The organism is Streptomyces tailanensis, assembly GCF_008386495.1.
Taxonomy (GTDB): Bacteria; Actinomycetota; Actinomycetes; order Streptomycetales; family Streptomycetaceae; genus Streptomyces; species Streptomyces tailanensis.
In genome coordinates, this window is sequence record NZ_VTHJ01000016.1 from 22,307 (window position 1) to 38,383 (window position 16,077).

The 16,077-nt window shown below is 67.1% G+C and carries 19 protein-coding genes; 14 read left to right on the forward strand and 5 right to left on the reverse strand.

Going from position 1 to position 16,077, the window contains the following annotated elements:
* Nucleotides 1–13: 13 nt before the first annotated feature.
* A complete protein-coding gene (locus tag F3T56_RS15330; RefSeq protein ID WP_149825751.1) occupies nt 14–349 on the reverse strand; it encodes a Rieske (2Fe-2S) protein in 336 nt (111 codons plus the stop codon).
* A 333-nt stretch (nt 350–682) separates the two neighbouring features.
* Between F3T56_RS15330 and F3T56_RS15340 the strand changes: the two genes are divergently transcribed.
* Both F3T56_RS15340 and F3T56_RS15345 read left to right on the forward strand, forming a co-directional pair.
* On the forward strand, nt 683–1,675 hold the full coding sequence (locus F3T56_RS15340) for a helix-turn-helix domain-containing protein (RefSeq protein WP_149825753.1): 993 nt from the start codon (nt 683–685) through the stop codon (nt 1,673–1,675).
* Complete coding sequence (locus tag F3T56_RS15345; RefSeq protein ID WP_149825754.1) at nt 1,672–2,649, forward strand: helix-turn-helix transcriptional regulator; 978 nt, start codon at nt 1,672–1,674, stop codon at nt 2,647–2,649. Before F3T56_RS15340 ends, F3T56_RS15345 begins: the two co-directional genes overlap by 4 nt.
* Here F3T56_RS15345 and F3T56_RS15350 read toward each other — a convergent pair.
* Nucleotides 2,612–3,643: a helix-turn-helix transcriptional regulator gene (locus F3T56_RS15350; protein WP_149825755.1), complete on the reverse strand. Its 1,032-nt coding sequence runs from the start codon at nt 3,641–3,643 to the stop codon at nt 2,612–2,614. The two genes, F3T56_RS15345 and F3T56_RS15350, sit on opposite strands and share 38 nt — an antisense overlap.
* A 436-nt stretch (nt 3,644–4,079) precedes the next feature.
* Between F3T56_RS15350 and F3T56_RS15355 the strand changes: the two genes are divergently transcribed.
* The 6 genes from F3T56_RS15355 to F3T56_RS15380 all read left to right on the forward strand — a co-directional run bounded on the left by F3T56_RS15355 (nt 4,080) and on the right by F3T56_RS15380 (nt 8,830).
* Complete coding sequence (locus tag F3T56_RS15355) at nt 4,080–4,346, forward strand: helix-turn-helix domain-containing protein (protein ID WP_149825756.1); 267 nt, start codon at nt 4,080–4,082, stop codon at nt 4,344–4,346.
* A gap of 125 nt (nt 4,347–4,471) precedes the next feature.
* A complete protein-coding gene (locus tag F3T56_RS47805) occupies nt 4,472–4,720 on the forward strand; it encodes a response regulator transcription factor (protein ID WP_281291843.1) in 249 nt (82 codons plus the stop codon).
* Nucleotides 4,721–4,840: 120 nt separating this feature from the next.
* Nucleotides 4,841–5,284 (forward strand): hypothetical protein, encoded by a 444-nt coding sequence (locus tag F3T56_RS15365; protein WP_172638963.1) that lies wholly within the window; start codon nt 4,841–4,843, stop codon nt 5,282–5,284.
* A 340-nt stretch (nt 5,285–5,624) separates the two neighbouring features.
* Nucleotides 5,625–6,524 carry an ABC transporter ATP-binding protein gene (locus tag F3T56_RS15370; RefSeq protein ID WP_149825759.1) on the forward strand — a complete coding sequence of 300 codons (900 nt, stop codon included), beginning with the start codon at nt 5,625–5,627 and terminating at the stop codon, nt 6,522–6,524.
* Nucleotides 6,521–7,381 carry a hypothetical protein gene (locus F3T56_RS15375; RefSeq protein ID WP_149825760.1) on the forward strand — a complete coding sequence of 287 codons (861 nt, stop codon included), beginning with the start codon at nt 6,521–6,523 and terminating at the stop codon, nt 7,379–7,381. The genes F3T56_RS15370 and F3T56_RS15375 overlap by 4 nt, the downstream gene beginning before the upstream one ends.
* A gap of 159 nt (nt 7,382–7,540) precedes the next feature.
* Nucleotides 7,541–8,830 (forward strand): DUF418 domain-containing protein, encoded by a 1,290-nt coding sequence (locus F3T56_RS15380; protein WP_149825761.1) that lies wholly within the window; start codon nt 7,541–7,543, stop codon nt 8,828–8,830.
* 182 nt (nt 8,831–9,012) lie between these two features.
* On the opposite strand, the gene F3T56_RS15385 is transcribed toward F3T56_RS15380, so the two are convergent.
* Nucleotides 9,013–9,204: a DUF397 domain-containing protein gene (locus tag F3T56_RS15385; RefSeq protein WP_149825762.1), complete on the reverse strand. Its 192-nt coding sequence runs from the start codon at nt 9,202–9,204 to the stop codon at nt 9,013–9,015.
* 3 nt (nt 9,205–9,207) lie between these two features.
* Complete coding sequence (locus F3T56_RS15390) at nt 9,208–10,089, reverse strand: helix-turn-helix domain-containing protein (protein ID WP_149825763.1); 882 nt, start codon at nt 10,087–10,089, stop codon at nt 9,208–9,210.
* A 263-nt stretch (nt 10,090–10,352) separates the two neighbouring features.
* On the opposite strand from F3T56_RS15390, the gene F3T56_RS15395 reads away from it, so the two are divergent.
* From F3T56_RS15395 to F3T56_RS15420, 6 genes are all read left to right on the forward strand, one after another.
* On the forward strand, nt 10,353–10,799 hold the full coding sequence (locus tag F3T56_RS15395) for an ATP-binding protein (RefSeq protein WP_149825764.1): 447 nt from the start codon (nt 10,353–10,355) through the stop codon (nt 10,797–10,799).
* A gap of 64 nt (nt 10,800–10,863) precedes the next feature.
* On the forward strand, nt 10,864–11,211 hold the full coding sequence (locus tag F3T56_RS46170; RefSeq protein WP_172638964.1) for a hypothetical protein: 348 nt from the start codon (nt 10,864–10,866) through the stop codon (nt 11,209–11,211).
* On the forward strand, nt 11,208–11,462 hold the full coding sequence (locus F3T56_RS15405; RefSeq protein WP_149825765.1) for a type II toxin-antitoxin system RelE family toxin: 255 nt from the start codon (nt 11,208–11,210) through the stop codon (nt 11,460–11,462). Before F3T56_RS46170 ends, F3T56_RS15405 begins: the two co-directional genes overlap by 4 nt.
* Nucleotides 11,463–11,631: 169 nt before the next feature.
* Nucleotides 11,632–13,173 (forward strand): circularly permuted type 2 ATP-grasp protein, encoded by a 1,542-nt coding sequence (locus F3T56_RS15410; protein ID WP_149825766.1) that lies wholly within the window; start codon nt 11,632–11,634, stop codon nt 13,171–13,173.
* Nucleotides 13,170–14,105: an alpha-E domain-containing protein gene (locus F3T56_RS15415; protein WP_149825767.1), complete on the forward strand. Its 936-nt coding sequence runs from the start codon at nt 13,170–13,172 to the stop codon at nt 14,103–14,105. Before F3T56_RS15410 ends, F3T56_RS15415 begins: the two co-directional genes overlap by 4 nt.
* Nucleotides 14,106–14,113: 8 nt before the next feature.
* On the forward strand, nt 14,114–14,956 hold the full coding sequence (locus F3T56_RS15420) for a transglutaminase family protein (RefSeq protein ID WP_149825768.1): 843 nt from the start codon (nt 14,114–14,116) through the stop codon (nt 14,954–14,956).
* A gap of 36 nt (nt 14,957–14,992) precedes the next feature.
* Here F3T56_RS15420 and F3T56_RS15425 read toward each other — a convergent pair whose 3' ends face one another.
* Nucleotides 14,993–16,039, reverse strand: coding sequence for a hypothetical protein (locus F3T56_RS15425; RefSeq protein WP_149825769.1), 1,047 nt, complete (start codon nt 16,037–16,039; stop codon nt 14,993–14,995).
* Between the last annotated feature and the right edge of the window lie 38 nt (nt 16,040–16,077).

The window sequence follows — 16,077 nt, forward strand, 5'->3', positions numbered from 1 at the left end:
CGGGGGAATCGCTTCAGGCACTGCGGGGGGTGGCTGATACGGCCGTGGCGGCCGGGGTCTCCGGTTCGGCGAGCTGGTGGTCGCGCTGGTCGAGATTGACGAAGACCATCCCGTACCGGACGGCACACCGCACGGGCTGCGGCGCGCCGCGCGGACGCCGCAGACACCGGTACGCCCGGATGTCCTCGTCATCGTCCCGCGTCACCACCACCGGCTCGCCGAACACGGTCACCATCAACGAGTCACCGCTGTGGGGGATGGCGGTGGCCAGGTCGATGAAGTGCCAACCGGAACGGTAGGCGGTGGCCATTTCACGGCGGAAGGAACGGTCGTCGGGGGGAGTCGCCACGTCAGCTCCCGGTGCCGTCATCCACCGGAGGCGCCGGCCAATGACTATCGCTGGCGACCGCCTCGACATCCGCGCTCGCCGATGGCCAGTGACTGTCCGCCCACACGCCGCTCTTCGCATCGGAGAGGCCACCCAGCGCTCCGAAGGCCACAACGGCTGAGAAGGCGACGCCAAGCACCGAGCGAAGCATTCTGTTACGCATAGTCGGCTTCGTCCTCACCTGAAGGTCTCCTCTTCCCCCGTCGCATACGACGATGGCTCATTCGGGCACGTCATGGCCACACAATCGATGCATCATGTTCCTGCACGTTCAGGACCCTGGGGGGTGGAGTTTTGGCAACGAACAGAACTAAAGGGACACATCCCCATCCGGTGACCGAGCTGTGCGAGGAAGGGAGCCGCCTCTACGCGGATGCTCTACGGACAGGACGAATCGCACGCGCGGATGTGGAGTCTGCCCCATGTCTGATGGAATTCGCGCTTCTTCACTCCGATCCGGACGACGCGGGCTGGTTGCGTCCCGTTCCCCCGTCCATAGCTCTGGCGCGGCGGCTCAACCCCATCGAAAGCGAGATCACCGAGCGCAGGCTCCTGTCCATCGAGTTGGCCAGTGCATTTGAGCCGTTCATGGCCCTCAGCGTTCAAGGGGCCACGACCACCGACTCGATCACGGTGCTGGAGGGCAGCGAGCGCATCAACGGGGCACTTAACTTCGCAACGGCCCAGTGCCAGACGGAGATGCTCACAATCCAGCCGAGCGACCGCGGCTCCGAGCGCAGCCTGCTTCTCGGGCTGGAGCGGGACAGGCCACTGATCGAGCGCGGCGTGAGAATACGGACCCTCTATCAGCACACGGCCCGGTACAGCCCAGAGAGGTTGGGCTACGTGGCGCAGCTCTCCGACGGCAAAGTTGAGTACCGCACCATCGACGAACTGGTGGAACGCCTCATCATCTGCGACGAGACCGTCGCCTTCATCCCCACCCGGGACGACCAGCAGGTCGCTCTGGAACTCCGCAACCCGGGCCTCGTTCGCTACCTGATCAAGGTCTTCGAGTTCATATGGGGCCGCGCCGTCCCTCTGAGCGCCGGCGCCCCCTACGAAACCGCCCCGGGGGGCATCACCGAGATCCAGCATTCCATCGCCAAACTCCTCGTCGAGGGCCACGTCGACGAGGCGATCGCCCGCCGCCTTGGCATGAACGTCCGTACCTGCCGCGCCCACATCGCCAAGCTGGCGACGGCCCTGGGCAGCGGCAGCAGGGCCCAACTCGGCTACCTCATCGCCCAGTCGGGGATCCTGGAGCAGGGGGGCAGCGGGCAGTGAACGCGGCATTACATCCGGACCACGGCGCGGAGGAGTTGTGCGCCGAGGGGACGAAGTTATACGAACGGGCTCTCCGCGACGGGCATGTGCCCAGCGAAGACACCGCCGAAGCCCCTTGCCTTGTCACCTTCGGGCTGCTGCACCCCGCCGTCGCGGATCCGGGCCGGCTTGAGCCCGTCGCCCCAGCCGTGGCTTTCCACCTGCTGCTGCGCGACGTCGAGAAACGTGTCCTTGACGAGCGACACCGTGAGGCCCGGCTGGCCGAGACATTCGAGCCACTGATGCGGATCGACGGCCACCGTACGGCTCCGGCGGAGATCCCGACGATTACTCTCCTCGACGGCTTCCAGCGCATCAATCTGGCTATCGCCGAGGCCATGGCCGACGCCACGCAGGAACTCCTCGCCGTCCAGCCTCACAGCGGCCGGAAGACCGTGGACGTAGGCGGATCCCTGGAACGCGACCAGGCGTTTCTCGACCGGGGCGGCCGTATCCGCGCCCTCTACCAGGACACGCTCCGCCACTCGCCTCCGGTGATCGCCCGCTATGAACTCCTCAACGGCGACGCTGAGGCCCGCACCCTCAGCGAGGTCGTCGAGCGACTGCTCATCATCGACCGGATCGTCGCCTTCATCCCCGCGAGCAGGGACCGCACCGCCGCTGTGGAGATCCGCCACCCGGCGCTGGTGGACTACCTGGTCATGGTCTTCGACCGTCTGTGGCACCTGGCCGTACCCATGTACCCCAAGCCCGTGCGGCAGCCCTCGGTAAACGGCATCTCCCCCCGCCAACGCGCCATAGCCGCCCTCCTCATCGAAGGCCACACCGACACCGCCATCGCCGACCGCCTCGGCATGAACGTCCGCACCGCCCGCGTCCACATCGCTAAACTCGCCGCGACGCTGGGCAGCGAAAGCCGCGCCCAACTCGGCTACCTCATCGGGCAGTCCGGGATTCTTGATCGGGAAGACTGACCACGGCGGCCTCGGGCGACGGCCGCGCCCTGTCCAGCCCCACCTGCGCGATCCGCACCCCCAACTGCGTACGACTTGCCGCCTTCAAGGTTTCCGACAACCGAGCGATATGAGCGCGGCACGTGCGGACGCTTATCCCCAGCCTTTCTGCGATCACCGCATCCTGGTGGCCCTCCGCCAGCAGGGCGGCGATGGACTGCTCACGGTGGGAGATGCCCTCGATGCCGGTGTCCGGGAGCGGGGCCCGGAGAGGGATGGCCAGGCGCCACAGGCGCTCGAAGACCGTCACCAGGTACTGGACCAGCGCCGGGTGCCTCAGCTCCAGCGCCATCGTGCGGTCCGCGTTCGCTGGGATGAAGGCGACCGCGCGGTCGAAGAGGATCAAGCGGTCGATCACCTCGTCGAGGGTGCGCGCCTGCACCGACTCGCCCATCAACTCCAGGTAGTTCAGCAGGCCCTGACCGTGTCGTGCCACGTGCGTGTACAGGTCGCGCATGCGCACGCCCCGGGCGCGCAGAGCGAGAGCCCGGTGCACGCCCTCAGTCAACTCGTGCTCGGGGCGAATGCCGCCCGGCTGGATGGTCAGTACCTCTGTCCGGCACACCTCGGTCGCCTCGTCCAGCGCTGCATGGATGCGTACGGCACCATCAAGGACGCGGATAGCCGTCCCCTCCACCCCGGAGGCCTGCGGACGGAGCGCGGCGTACCACTCGAAGGCCGCCATCGCCGAACCCATCCGCCTCTGACTGGCACTGACCTCATCGTGGATGCCCCGCAACAGCCGCGTCATGACCTCCTGCGGAGAGGTCGGTACCAGCCAGTCCATGTCGTCGGGGTCCGGGTGCAGCAGTGCCAGTTCCAGCAGGCAGGGCACCGCCTCGGCGTCCTGGCGCGGCACGCGGCCCCGCCGTACGGCCAGGGAATACACGCGGTCCCCCACCTCGCACAGTCGGTCAGCATCGTGTGGATGCTCCCCCGTCCTGTGCCCCACCATCGTCCATCTCACCCCCGGTCATGTGTTCCGCAGCGCAACTATGTGCGGAGGGCCTCGTCTCCGCAACATGGCCGGGGACCCGTACCCCCACCCCGTCTACACAGTTTCACGAGCCGATAACACATCCCATATGCAACACTATGCTCAATTTTATCCCCCCTCAGCATCAGGCATGCGCACATCATGAGGCTCCCCAGGCACACAGATGCCATACATGATTGACCGAGCGGCAACGACCGACGTCTCTATTCACATGCCGCACAATTTCGATGACCAGGTATTAATAATTCATAAATCTCGACCATTCCAGGGTCTTCGTGCAGCGCGTGCGCAGCAATAACTCACACCGCGGCTCTTATGTGACTAGCGGGAGCCGTACAGCCGTGCAGGGAATACCTCCGGAAGGGGATATGGGAAGGACCTCAAGGGGAAGAGCATGCATAACATTAGTTCGCCCGCAAGCGTCTCTCCTGCGTCAGCCTCGGACGCGCAGGAAAAGCTGGGTGGCCTGACAAAACGCGAAAGGGAAGTTCTCCTCAAGCTGGCGGACGGGCTCGCCGACGAGGACTTGGCCAGGGAGCTCGGCATCGCTGAACGCACTGTGCGGGCTCACATGGCAAGAATCACTCAGAAACTCCACGTACAATCGCGCCTTCAGGCCGCACTAATGGCAGACCGCCACCGCGAGGCGCTCTTACGGTAACTGGCAGTGCCAATACTCTGATTTGGAGTCCTTACGGGGAGGATATAATCGCTTTGACCAGGAGAGATGTACCTGATGTGCATAGTAGTAGTGATATTTCAGTGGGCTGGGATGTCCGGCCGGAAGTGCCCGGCGATCTCAGCGGCGCTGCGCGACTGACCATCCGTGAGCGCCAGGTGCTTTTACTCCTCGGGACAGCAGCCGGGAACCGGGAGATCGCCCGGAAGCTGGATATATCCGAGCGCACGGCAAAGGCGCATCTGACACACATCATGAGCAAGATAGGCGTCGAATCACGACTTGAGGCGGCCCTCTTCGCCTTTGCTCACCACGAGCTCATATGCCATCCCAGGCAATGCCCGAAGGTACAATAGCGGGAAGTGGCAGGCGGATTGAAAACTCTTCCATGTCGGCCGGAATTACCGGTCAGGGTGTGACCCTTCGTGAACCGTCCTGGAAATGGGCACACTCGCTGGCAAGGAGGAGATTCTCGGATGCGCAACAAAATACGCATGACCGCTGCCGCGATCACGGTGGCCCTTGCTCTCGGAGTCGCGGCCCCGACAGCGTCGGCGGTGGAGACGGGTCGCACCCCGACAACCGCCTCCGCGCAGCTCACAGCAGGGGGTGTCCGGGACGCTGGCACTTTGAGTCTGGGGGCAACTGCCGGTCAGAACGCAGCCTCCACGTCGCCCGGTGCTATCACCCAGGGTGGCGTGGAAGCCCAGGGCCTCGGTTCGGCCGCCCGCAAGCTTGTGGACAAGATAGTTAACAGCAGATACGGGAAGGCGGCCATCAAGGCGGCCAAGAAGGGGCGAGCCGCCTTCAAGAACTGGGTTGACAGCCTGTCCAACTTCAACCCGCTGAAGTGGGCCATCAAGGCTGCTCCCGCGTATGTAATTGACGAGGTCATCACCTACCTCGTCAACCACTTCTAGTAGTACGTGACGTCGTGGGTAGCCTCCCTGGGGCAGGGAGACTACCCACGACGTCCATGGTGCAGGAGATCTCATGTCGGAGCGACAAGAAACCGTCGAGCGGAACCTCTGGGCCGCGCCAGCGCTATTTGTCCTCGTTGCCTGGATAATTTTCAAGATAGACGGTGGATCGTCCGTCACTGCGGCCGGGTGGATTGTGTATGCCGCAGGATGGATACCGGCTCTAGTCATGCTTGTGCGATCCGTCGCACAAAGCAGGAATCCGGGAATCGGTGCTGTTGTCGCATACGGACTCCTGATCCTTATGGGAATTTTTTTCTGGGGAAACCACGGGTGACGCATGGCTGAGTTTCTGGTGGCCCGAGGCCTACGGAAGGAATTCGGGGGTAAGCGTGCTGTCGACGGGGTTTCGATATCTTTGAAGCCCGGGGTCGTGACCGGGTTTTTGGGTGCGAATGGGGCGGGCAAGACAACCGCCATCCGCTTGATGCTGGGTCTTGTCTCCGGAGAGGGCGAAGCGGTCTTCTTCGGGCGCCCGCTGGAATACTGGAGAAACCCCTCCGGCATGGTTGGCGCCGTTCTGGGCGGGGTGGCCGGCCATCCGAGGCACCGTGTCCGGCGGCACCTGCGGATGGTCGCAGCCGGTGCCGGAGTGCCAGACAGCAGAGTCGACGAGGTGCTCGAGCAAGTCGGCCTGACCGAGGCCGGCGCGAAGCGGCTGAGCGAGCTCTCACTCGGCTTGTCCCAGCGTGTGGGCATTGCCCAGGCGCTGCTCGCAGACCCGCCGGTGCTGATCCTCGACGAGCCGGCCAACGGCCTGGACCCGCACTCGATCCGCTGGCTGCGCGATCTGCTCCTCGCTCTCGCCCGGGAAGGCCGGGCCGTCCTGGTCTCCAGTCATCAACTCGCAGAACTGGAGCAACTGGTCGACCGTGTGATTGTCCTCGCTCAGGGAAAGGTCGTCGCCGAAGCGACTACGGCGGAGCTCGCAGCCCGCGCGCACGGCCGGGTGACTGTGGAGGGCCCGCATGTGGAGAAGCTCGCCGATCCGCTGCGTGAACTGGGCGCCGCCTATGAGGCCACCGGACCCGGATGCGCCGTCGTCACCGGCGCCACCCGGTTCCAGGTCGGTGACATGGCGGCCGAACACGGTGTGACCCTGCACTGGCTGCATGAACAGCCGCCATCGCTCGAGGACTTCTATCTGTCCGTGGCCGAGGAGGAATTCCGGATCTCATGACTCCGACGGCACTCCCGATACGCGAACCCGTTCCTGTGGGACGGGCGGTGCTCCACGCGGTCCGCTACGAATGGCGCCACCTCGCGGGGCTGACCTCCACCTGGATCCTTCTGGGGGTTTGCGCTCTGCTGAGCCTGGTCAGTGGCGTCACACTCGCCCTCAGTGCGGCCGAAGGCGCCGCACCCCGTCCGGATACGGTCGCGGTGGCACTGCAGTGGGACGCTGTGGCCACCCAACTCCCTTTGCTGGCGTTTTTGTTGCTGCCGCTGAGTACCGGCCCCGTCGCCACCGAACTGGCGCGGGGAGCAGCGCGTACCAGCTGGCTCACCGTCGGCAGTCGTTCACTCTCCTACGGAGCGAAGCTGCTGACCGGTGCCGCGGTGGCGGCCGTGACCGTGGTGGCCGGTGCGCTGCTGACGTTGCTGGCCGGGACGCTCACCCTCACGCTGACGGGAGCCCCGTCGCCCGACTGGGTAGAGGCGGGACCTCCCTTCGTGAGATTTCTGCTGTTCATGGTGTGCTGGCCAGTGGTGTGCACAGCGGTGGCCGTACTTCTGCGTAACCGTGTCGGCACCGCTCTGGCTCTGACTATCTGGCCACTTCTCGGCGAGCGGATAGCCGGGATGGTTCTCGGACAACTGCCAGGTCTGGGCTCACTCGGCGACTGGTTACCCTTTGCCGCGGCCCGGGCAGGACTCGCCGGCTACAGCGAGCCCGCCGATGAGGACCGCGAGTTCCTGACCGCGCTCGCGGGCAGTGATCTCCCAGTGGCCGCCGGCATGGCGGTCTTCGTCGCATTCACCCTGGTCGTCGCGCTTGCCGGCGCATATGCCTACCACAGGCGGGACGCCATGTAGATCGGTGCCGGATGTGATCACCTCGTGGGCATGTCCGGCACCCACACAGATGTCCTCCTTGACGCTGACCGGCAGTTACGCCCGAGTGCGACGCAACAAGGCCCTGTCGGCTGAAATGATCTGCCCGCGAGTTCACCCACCGTTGATGGAGGACATCGGATGGCCCAGGAGACGGTCGGCCATGCTGCTGCGCACCCGGCACCGACCGGACTGCGGATCCTGGAAGTGGACGCGCTGCGCGGCTTCGCGCTCGGAGGGATCCTCCTTGCGAACGTGCTGGTGATGGCCGGACCCTTCGCACAGACGGGAGGCGGCCCTGAGGAGACCGGTGCGGACCTGATCGCCCACTGGCTGGTCGCCGCGTTCGTGGAGACGAAGTTCTATCTGCTCTTCTCGTTCCTCTTCGGATACAGCTTTACCCTGCAGATGAGCTCGGCGGAACGAGCCGGGGAGTCCTTCGAACCCCGGATGCTGCGCAGGCTGCTCGCACTCTTCCTACTGGGCGTCACGCACGCAGCCCTCCTGTACACAGGAGACATCCTGACGACCTACGCCCTGCTCGGTCTCATCCTGTTCGCGTCGCGACGTGTACCGCCCGGACGGGCTTGGCGTGCCGCGCTGTGGTTGTACGGTGTGCTCGCCGTGCTGCTGCTGCTCATCGGTGCCGTGGCGGTGGCCGTTCCCATGACCGGGGTCGAGGCAACGGCAGAAATGCGGGCGGAGGCAGCAGCGCTGACGGAGGCGTACCGGGGCGATGCCGCCGATGTGATCGCGGCCAACATCCGGGCGTGGCCGGATGTCCTTCTCGGCATGCTGGTCGCGGGAGGACATGTCACCACCGCCTTCCTGGTGGGATTCGTCGCGGGCAAACGGCAATTACTCGCCGGTGGCGTTCCCACGAACCGCTTGCGGCGGATCTGCCTAATGGGTGTTGTCATGGGAGTACCCAGCGGCGTCCTCATGGCTCTGGGCACGGTGGGTCCGCTGTCGGACGACTGGGAGGTGACGTCCTTCACCCTGGGCATGGTCGCCGCGCCGGCCCTGTCCGTCGCGTACGGCAGCGGACTCCTGTTGTGGTTCCGAGCGCCGCGAGGTGCCCGAGTCGCATCCTGGCTTGCTCCTGCCGGCCGGATGGCCCTCACCAACTATCTGCTGCAGTCGTTGGTCATGGCACTGGTCTTCACCGGGTACGGGCTCGGTCTCTACGGCAGGACGGGTAATGCTGCCGCTGTATACGGCGCGCTTGTCCTCTACCTGACGCAGTTGTTCGTCAGTGCCAGGCTGATGCGCCATTATCGCTACGGACCGGTGGAGTGGGCCCTGCGCGCGATCACCATAGCGGGGCGGCCGGGCCAGCCGACCAGGGCGGAAAGGCCGTCCGGGCTTCGGGACGACCCGGGGACCGCACCTGAGAGCGGAGCACGGGGGACGACGACCGGATCGAGCTGACGTGTGTGTCGCTGTAGCAGGCGCGCACTCTCGCGTGAGGTCCTGCGGACTGCGGCGGAGTGTGTTCTCTCAGATGGTTCTGCTTGGTACGCAACGGGCGTGGCAGTGGTTGTGTCCTGCGCGAGTGGGCGGTTGGGGGGGAACGTCGGCGCGCGCCCAAGGTCGCGGGCGGCGTCGTTCGCTCACCTTCGAGCCTGCCCCATGTACACCGCGAACGCCGCCCACGCCCCTGGCGTGAGCCGGAGTATTGGCCCGTCCGGGTCCTTGGAGTCCCGGACGGCGACGGTGCCGGGTATGTTGCGGGCGACCTCGACGCACTGCTGGCCCGCGTCTCCCCCGCTGTAGCTGGACTTGACGAAGTCGAACTCGGCCACTGCCTACATCTCCTTGCGAATGGTTTCGATCAGGTGGACCGCATTGCGTTCCGCCAGCCCGACCCGCGCGATCCGGTCGAAAATCCGGCCGTGGCGGGCCGCGTCCTCTTCGCTCTCCAACCAGAGCGTAGAAGAAGGTACGTCCATATGTACGACATCCAGCGCTCCGGGCTCGGCGAACGAGACAATGGCGAACGCACCGATCATGCCGGGGTTGGCTCCAACCAGCCACGGCACAACCTGGATCTTCACCGTGTCCAACGTGGCCACATCAAGCAGATGCCCCAACTGCGCCCTCATCACGTCACGACCACCGACGAGTTGATGCAGCGCCCCCTCATGGATCACCGCCCACAGTTCCAGCGGGCGTTCTGACCGCAGTCGCGTCTGGCGGGCCAGCCTCGCCTCCACGAAGGGTTCGATCTGGCTCGGGTCCTCCCACGAACCAGCACCTACCGCCACGGCACGCGCATAGTCCGGCGTCTGCAACAACCCCGGAATGAAGGCGAGTTCCCAGGTCCGGATGCTGGTGGCGATGTCTTCCAGGGCGACGTACTCGATCATGGCGGGAAGCTGCGGGTACTGATTCCACCACCCCTTGGCTTTCCGTCTCTCTCGATCCGTCCGCGCCAGCGTCAGCAACCTCTTGATCACCGCTTCGTCAGTCACCCCATACAGGTGACACAGCGCATGGATGTCCGGGTCACGCATCGGCACCCCGCCACGCTCCATCTTGGCAACCTTGGCCACCGACGCCGACAGCGCCTCTGCCGCATGAGGCTGTCGCATCCCACGCGCCTCACGCATACGCAACAGCTCACCGCCCAGTCTGCGAGCCAACACCGTTGACACAGTCTTGCCGCGATCAGGATCCCTGCCTGCCATTCCGCCTTCCCTCCCGCCGAGTTGGTCACAGTCTGTGGCGCCACGGTACTGCGAGCGAGCAGCCTCAGTAAATCTTTCTGGCAAAGAGCTTGCTGCCATCCCGGCACGATGGCTACGGTTAGTGCCCAATCGCCCACTCAGCGAAACCAGTTGGCGGAAGTGCACCACGCTGCCCAAACCGGGGCCGCACAGCAGAGCCACCTCCCCCACCCACCTGGCGTCCGCCGCGGGCACCCTCGCCCCGCACAAGGAGGTGCGCTCCCATGACCGACTCCTGTCCTCCCCGCCACCCCAAAGGTCTCAAGACCTACGACCGTTACGACGCCGTCAGCTACACCCCGCTCCCCCGCAATATCCCCCTCGCCCGCAGACACGTCGCCCGCCTCGCCGTCGACTGGGGGCACCCCGACGTCGCTGGCGACGCGGCGCTGCTGACGAGCGAGTTGTGCACGAACGCCCTGCTGCACGGGTGTCTGCGGGACCGCCTGTTCCGGGTGGAGACGTCCCTCACCGGCACTGCCCTGCGCGTCGCCGTGACCGACCCACGAGGCGAGCGGCTTCCGCACCCCCGCCCCTCCGCCACCGACGACCAGTCTGGCCGGGGCCTGGTCATCGTCCGCACGCTCGCCAACCGCTGGTCCGTGGAGAAGCTCACAGTGGGCAAGACGATTTGGGCGGAGCTGGACATTCGGGGGGCGACGCATGCGTAGTCTGCTCGGCCGTCTGCGAAGGTGCCGCAGCGGTACCTTGGCCGCACGGCGAAAGGAGACGCACATGGCGGAGGAGTGGCAGGACGCGGTGGCCGAGGCCTTGGAGGTCACCGGCTTCACGGGCGAGGTCGTCCAGCGAACCGTGGACGGAATCGGGGCTGTCCTGCGACTCGACCACCGTGCCGAGTTCTACACGGAGCTGGGCGCGCTGGCCGACTCCGGCGGCTTCGACGCGTTCCTCAATCACTGGTGGACCCAGGCACTCGCGGACTCGGCGGCGGACCCAGACGCCCGTGAGCAAGCAATCGACTTCGCCGACGTGGCCGTGTCCTTGTACACACGCGCCATGGGCGGCCCCACGTCCACGCAGGCCGAGATCGAAGCCCTCGTCACGGGAGCGAAAACCTCTTGAGCTACACCATCATCTGGGAAAGGCCTGCTTCCGAAGGCCTCAAGCGGCTCAGGACCCGTGACGGCGACGCCGTGAAGGCACTCCTCAAAGCGATCAACGCGCTTGCAGACGATCCGGAGCCCGCCGCGAGCAGCAAGCTCGGCGGCACCAGCCTGCGGAGATTACGCGTCGGCGTCTACCGGGCCACCTACGAGATCGACGGCTCCACAGTTTCGATCAAGATCCTCATGGTCGGCAGCACACCTCTCTGACCACATCAAAGAAGCGGGCTGCCCCCACCGCAGGAGTCGACGGGGGCAGCCCTCTCGCCGTAGCCCCGCCATGTGGCCCGGAAGGACGGCCCGGAGCGTGATTCCTCGCGTGAACTGGCGGAAACCAGCCGGTGATCTGCGTGTTACGCCTCACACTTAACGTCGGGCCATGGCGGACATATTTGACGCGTACGCGTTGGCCGACGCGTGGGACGAGATGTTTGAGCGGCCGGGTGAGGTCAGGACCGCCTATGAGCCGGTACTGGCCGCCCTGCAGCCCATCGAACCGGCCGAACTGAGGTTCAGGGCGGACCAGATGGCCCGTGCGTTCACGGACCGGGGTGTGACATACGCCTTCGCGGGCGAGGAACGACCATGGCCGCTGGACCTGGTGCCGCGGATCCTGGACGCGCTGGAGTGGGACCTCATCCAGCGCGGGGTCGCCCAGCGCGTACGGGCGCTGGAGGCGTACCTCGCGGACGCGTACGGGCCGTGCCGGGCCTTCGAGGACGGTGTCGTGCCCTGGCGGCTGCTCCTCAACTCCGCCCATTTCCATAGGGCGGCGCACGGGGTCGAGCCCCCAGGAGGCGTCCGCATCCATGTCGCCGGCATCGACCTCGTACGCGACGAGGCGGGCGACTTCCGGGTGCTGGAGGACAACGTCCGGGTGCCGTCCGGCGTGTCGTACGTCATCGAGAACCGGCGTGCGATGACCCGGGTGTTCCCGTCCCTGTTCGCCGAGCAGCATGTGCTGCCGGTGGACGGCTACGCGCAGAAGCTGCTCGCCGCGCTCCGGGCCGCCGCGCCCGGCGGGATCGGGGATCCGCGGGTCGTCGTGCTCACCCCCGGCCCGAACAACGCCGCCTACTTCGAACACGCCCTGCTGGCCCGGCTGATGGGTGTGCAGCTGGTCGAGGGGCACGATCTGGTGTGCCGGGGAAACCGGGTGTGGATGCGGACGACACGCGGCGAGATGCCCGTCCATGTCGTATACCGGCGGCTCGACGACGACTTCCTCGATCCGCTGCACTTCCGGCCCGACTCGGTGATCGGCTGCCCGGGCATCATGAGCGCCGCGATGGCGGGCAACGTCACGCTGGCCAACGCGGTCGGCAACGGCATCGCCGACGACAAGCTGCTCTACACGTACGTACCGGATCTGATCCGCTACTACCTCGGTGAGGAACCGATTCTCCCGAATGTGGAGTCGTTCCGGCCGGACGAGCCAGGGCAGTTGGACGCGGTGCTCGACCAGATCGACCGACTCGTCATCAAGCCCGTCGACGGGGCAGGCGGTCAGGGCATCGTGATCGGTCCGAAGGCCGACCGCGAGACCCTGGAACGCACCCGTGAGGCCGTCATCGCCGACCCCCGCGGCTGGATCGCCCAGCGGCCCGTCGCCCTCTCCACCTCCCCGACCCTCGCCGGCGAACGCATGGCCCCGCGCCACATCGACCTGCGCCCCTTCGCCGTGAACGACGGCGACGAGGTGTGGGTGCTCCCCGGCGGCCTCACCCGTGTGGCGCTCCAGGAGGGCAACCTCATCGTCAACTCCAGCCAGGGCGGCGGCTCCAAGGACACCTGGGTGCTCGCCGAGGGCCCCGCCGAGCAGCGGTACGAGGAGGCCCACGGCCCGCTGGAGAAGGCGCCGCGCCAGCTCGGACCGGACGGCGCCGGCACGCTCGTACAGGAAGGGGCCCAACAGCAGTGAACGACGTGATCCTCTCCCGGATAGCGGAGGCCCTGACCTGGACGGGCCGGTACGTGGAGCGCGCCGACGCGACCGGCCGCATCCTCGACGCCTACCTCCACCGCCTCCTGGAAGACCCCTGGCGCGACGAGGACGCGGCCTGCCGCTCGCTGTACGCGATCCTCGGCGTGGACGCGCCCGGCCGGCACTGCGACATGCAGCAGGTGCTGGACCAGCTGGCGTTCGACGCCCGGTCGACGGGGTCGATCGAGGGCGCGCTCGGGGCGGCCCGCCTCAACGCCCGCAGCGCCCGTGAGGCCGTCTCCTCCGAGATGTGGGAGTGCCTCAACTCCACCTGGCACGCGCTCGCCGACCAGCGGACGGCCGCGCGCCGCACGGGTGGCCCGTACGCGTATCTGGAGCTGGTACGACGCCGGGCGGCCCTCTTCTTCGGCCTCGCCGACTCCACCATGAGCCGCGACGACAGCTGGCGCTTCGTCGTCCTCGGCCGCAGCCTGGAGCGGGTGGACATGACCGTACGGCTGCTGTCGGTGCGGGTGCTGGACGCGGCGCACGCGCCCGACTGGCCGACCCTGCTGAGCGCGAGCGGCGCCGACGAGGCGTACGCGCGCGTGCACGGCGGCTTCGGCGACAGCCCCAAGGTCGCCGAATTCCTGCTCCTGGACCGCGACTTCCCGCGCTCGGCGCTGCACGCCCTCACCACGGCGGAGGAGTGCCTGGCGGCGCTGGGCCGCCCCCGCCAGGACCCGGCCCGCCGCCCGATCGGCGCCCTGCGCACCCATCTCGAATACCTCGACTCCGAGGCCCTGGAGGCCGGACTGCCCACGCTGCTGCGGGACTTGCAGCAGGCGTGCATGGCGTCGGCGGAGGCCGTCGCCGAGAAGTTCTTCCCGTACCAAGGTCCCGTCGAGTGGGCCCAGGAAGGAGCGTGAGGACGGCCATGGTTCGCCGACTGCGCATCAAGCACACCACCCGCGTCGCGTACGCCCAGCCCGCGGCCTCCTCGCACAACGAGGTCCGCATGACCCCGCTGACGCTTCCCGGCCAGACCACCCTGGACGCGCGGATCCTCGTCAACCCGTCCACACCCACCTGGTCGTACTGGGACTACTGGGGCACCCAGGTCACCGGCTTCGACCTGATCGACCCCCACTCCACCCTGACGATCACCGCGTCCAGCCTGGTGGAGACGGCCCCGCCGGAGCCGCCGGAGCCCGCGCCGGCGTGGGCGGAGGTCGTAGCGGCGAGCGCCGACTCCCGCCTCCTGGAGTACCTGACGCCGACCAGTCGTACGACACTCCCGGCGGACCTGCTGGACAAGGCCCGGGCAGCGGCGGACGGCCTCGACGTCCACGAGACCGCGGTCGCCGTGTCGTCGATGGTCGCCGACCACGTCTCGTACGTGCCGGGCGCGACCGGCGTCCACACCAGCGCGAGCGAGGCGTGGGACCAGGGCGCCGGCGTCTGCCAGGACATCGCCCACCTCACGCTCGGCATGCTCCGCGGCCTCGGCCTGCCCGCCCGCTACATCTCCGGCTACCTCCACCCCGAACGCGAGGCCGAACTCCACCGCCCCGTCGCCGGCCAGAGCCACGCCTGGATCGAGTACTGGGCGGGTGACTGGACCGGCTACGACCCGACGAACCGCGTCCGCGCCGACGAGTCCCATGTGGTGGTGGGCCGCGGCCGGGACTACGACGACGTGACCCCGCACAAGGGAATCTACCGGGGGGTGCCCGGGGGGCCACCGGAGGTGACGATCGAGTTCACGCGGGTGGCTTGAGTCGGGTCAGGTCTCGGTGATGGGCGGTGGCGGGCGTCAGGAGTCGGTCGAATCGTCCGACGGCCGTACGTAGTTGGTCAGTACGCAGCCGCCCTCGGCCTCGACCCGGGTGAACCCCTCCGGGGTCTGCATGCCCGGGTTGCAGTCGAGGAGCATCAGGCCCTTGTCGAGGAAGGTCTGGATGTAGTCGTTGTCCACGTCGAGGGCGAAGTCCATCCCGACCAGCAGGGGGTCGTCCTCGTTCTCGTCGATGAGCGCCACGTCCTTCTGGAACTGGGTCATGTCGCTGACGTGCATGAAATCGATGTCCCCGTCGTCAGCGAGCTCGCACTCGCCGCCGCCGTCGAGGGCGGTGCTCACCTCGTTCTTGATCAGCGCAATCTCGCCGGACGAGAAGTAGTCGGTGTCGGTGCAGCCGCCGACGTTCTTGTCCACATAGCTCGCCACCCCCTCGGTGTTCGAGGCCATGGGCAACTCGACCTCGTCACCGCAGGCGGTGAGGGTCAGGGCGAAGAGAAGGACACAGGCGGAGGCGGACAAGCGGGTACGCACGGGGGTTCCTTGGGTGATCGAGCGGAGTGAGGGGTGGGAGGTGGAAAGCGGGGAGTGGTGAGCGGGGATCAGGAGGCCGTCAGCGCAGAGGAGGGGAAGCGTCGGCGGTGGTGAGGCGCCGTGTCCGGCGGGTGCGTCGACGACGGGTACGGGGACGGGGATGTCCTCGGCGAGACACTTCCGGGTACGGGGATCCAGGGCGAGGCCGGTCCGGATGCCGTCCTCGGCGGCCGTCAGGCCGTGGAGAACCCGACCGGCCGTCGTCAGGCCGTGGAGGACCCGACCGGCCGTCGTCAGGCCGTGGAGGACCCGACCGGCCCTCGTCAGGCCGTGGAGGACCCGACCGGCCCTCGTCAGGCCGTGGAGGACCCGACCGGCGGTCTTCTCCATGCCGTTGCCGTCGGCGGCGTCCGAGCGGCGGACGCCGTGACGCGTGAGCAGCGCCGGCGGGAGTGCCGGCGCTGCTCTGGTGATCGCCGTGCGGCGTGTTGTGCGCGCACGTGGCTTCGTTATGGCCCCGTTGGTCGGCATCCGACAGTCGCCCCCCGTGATCACGACATGACAGACGG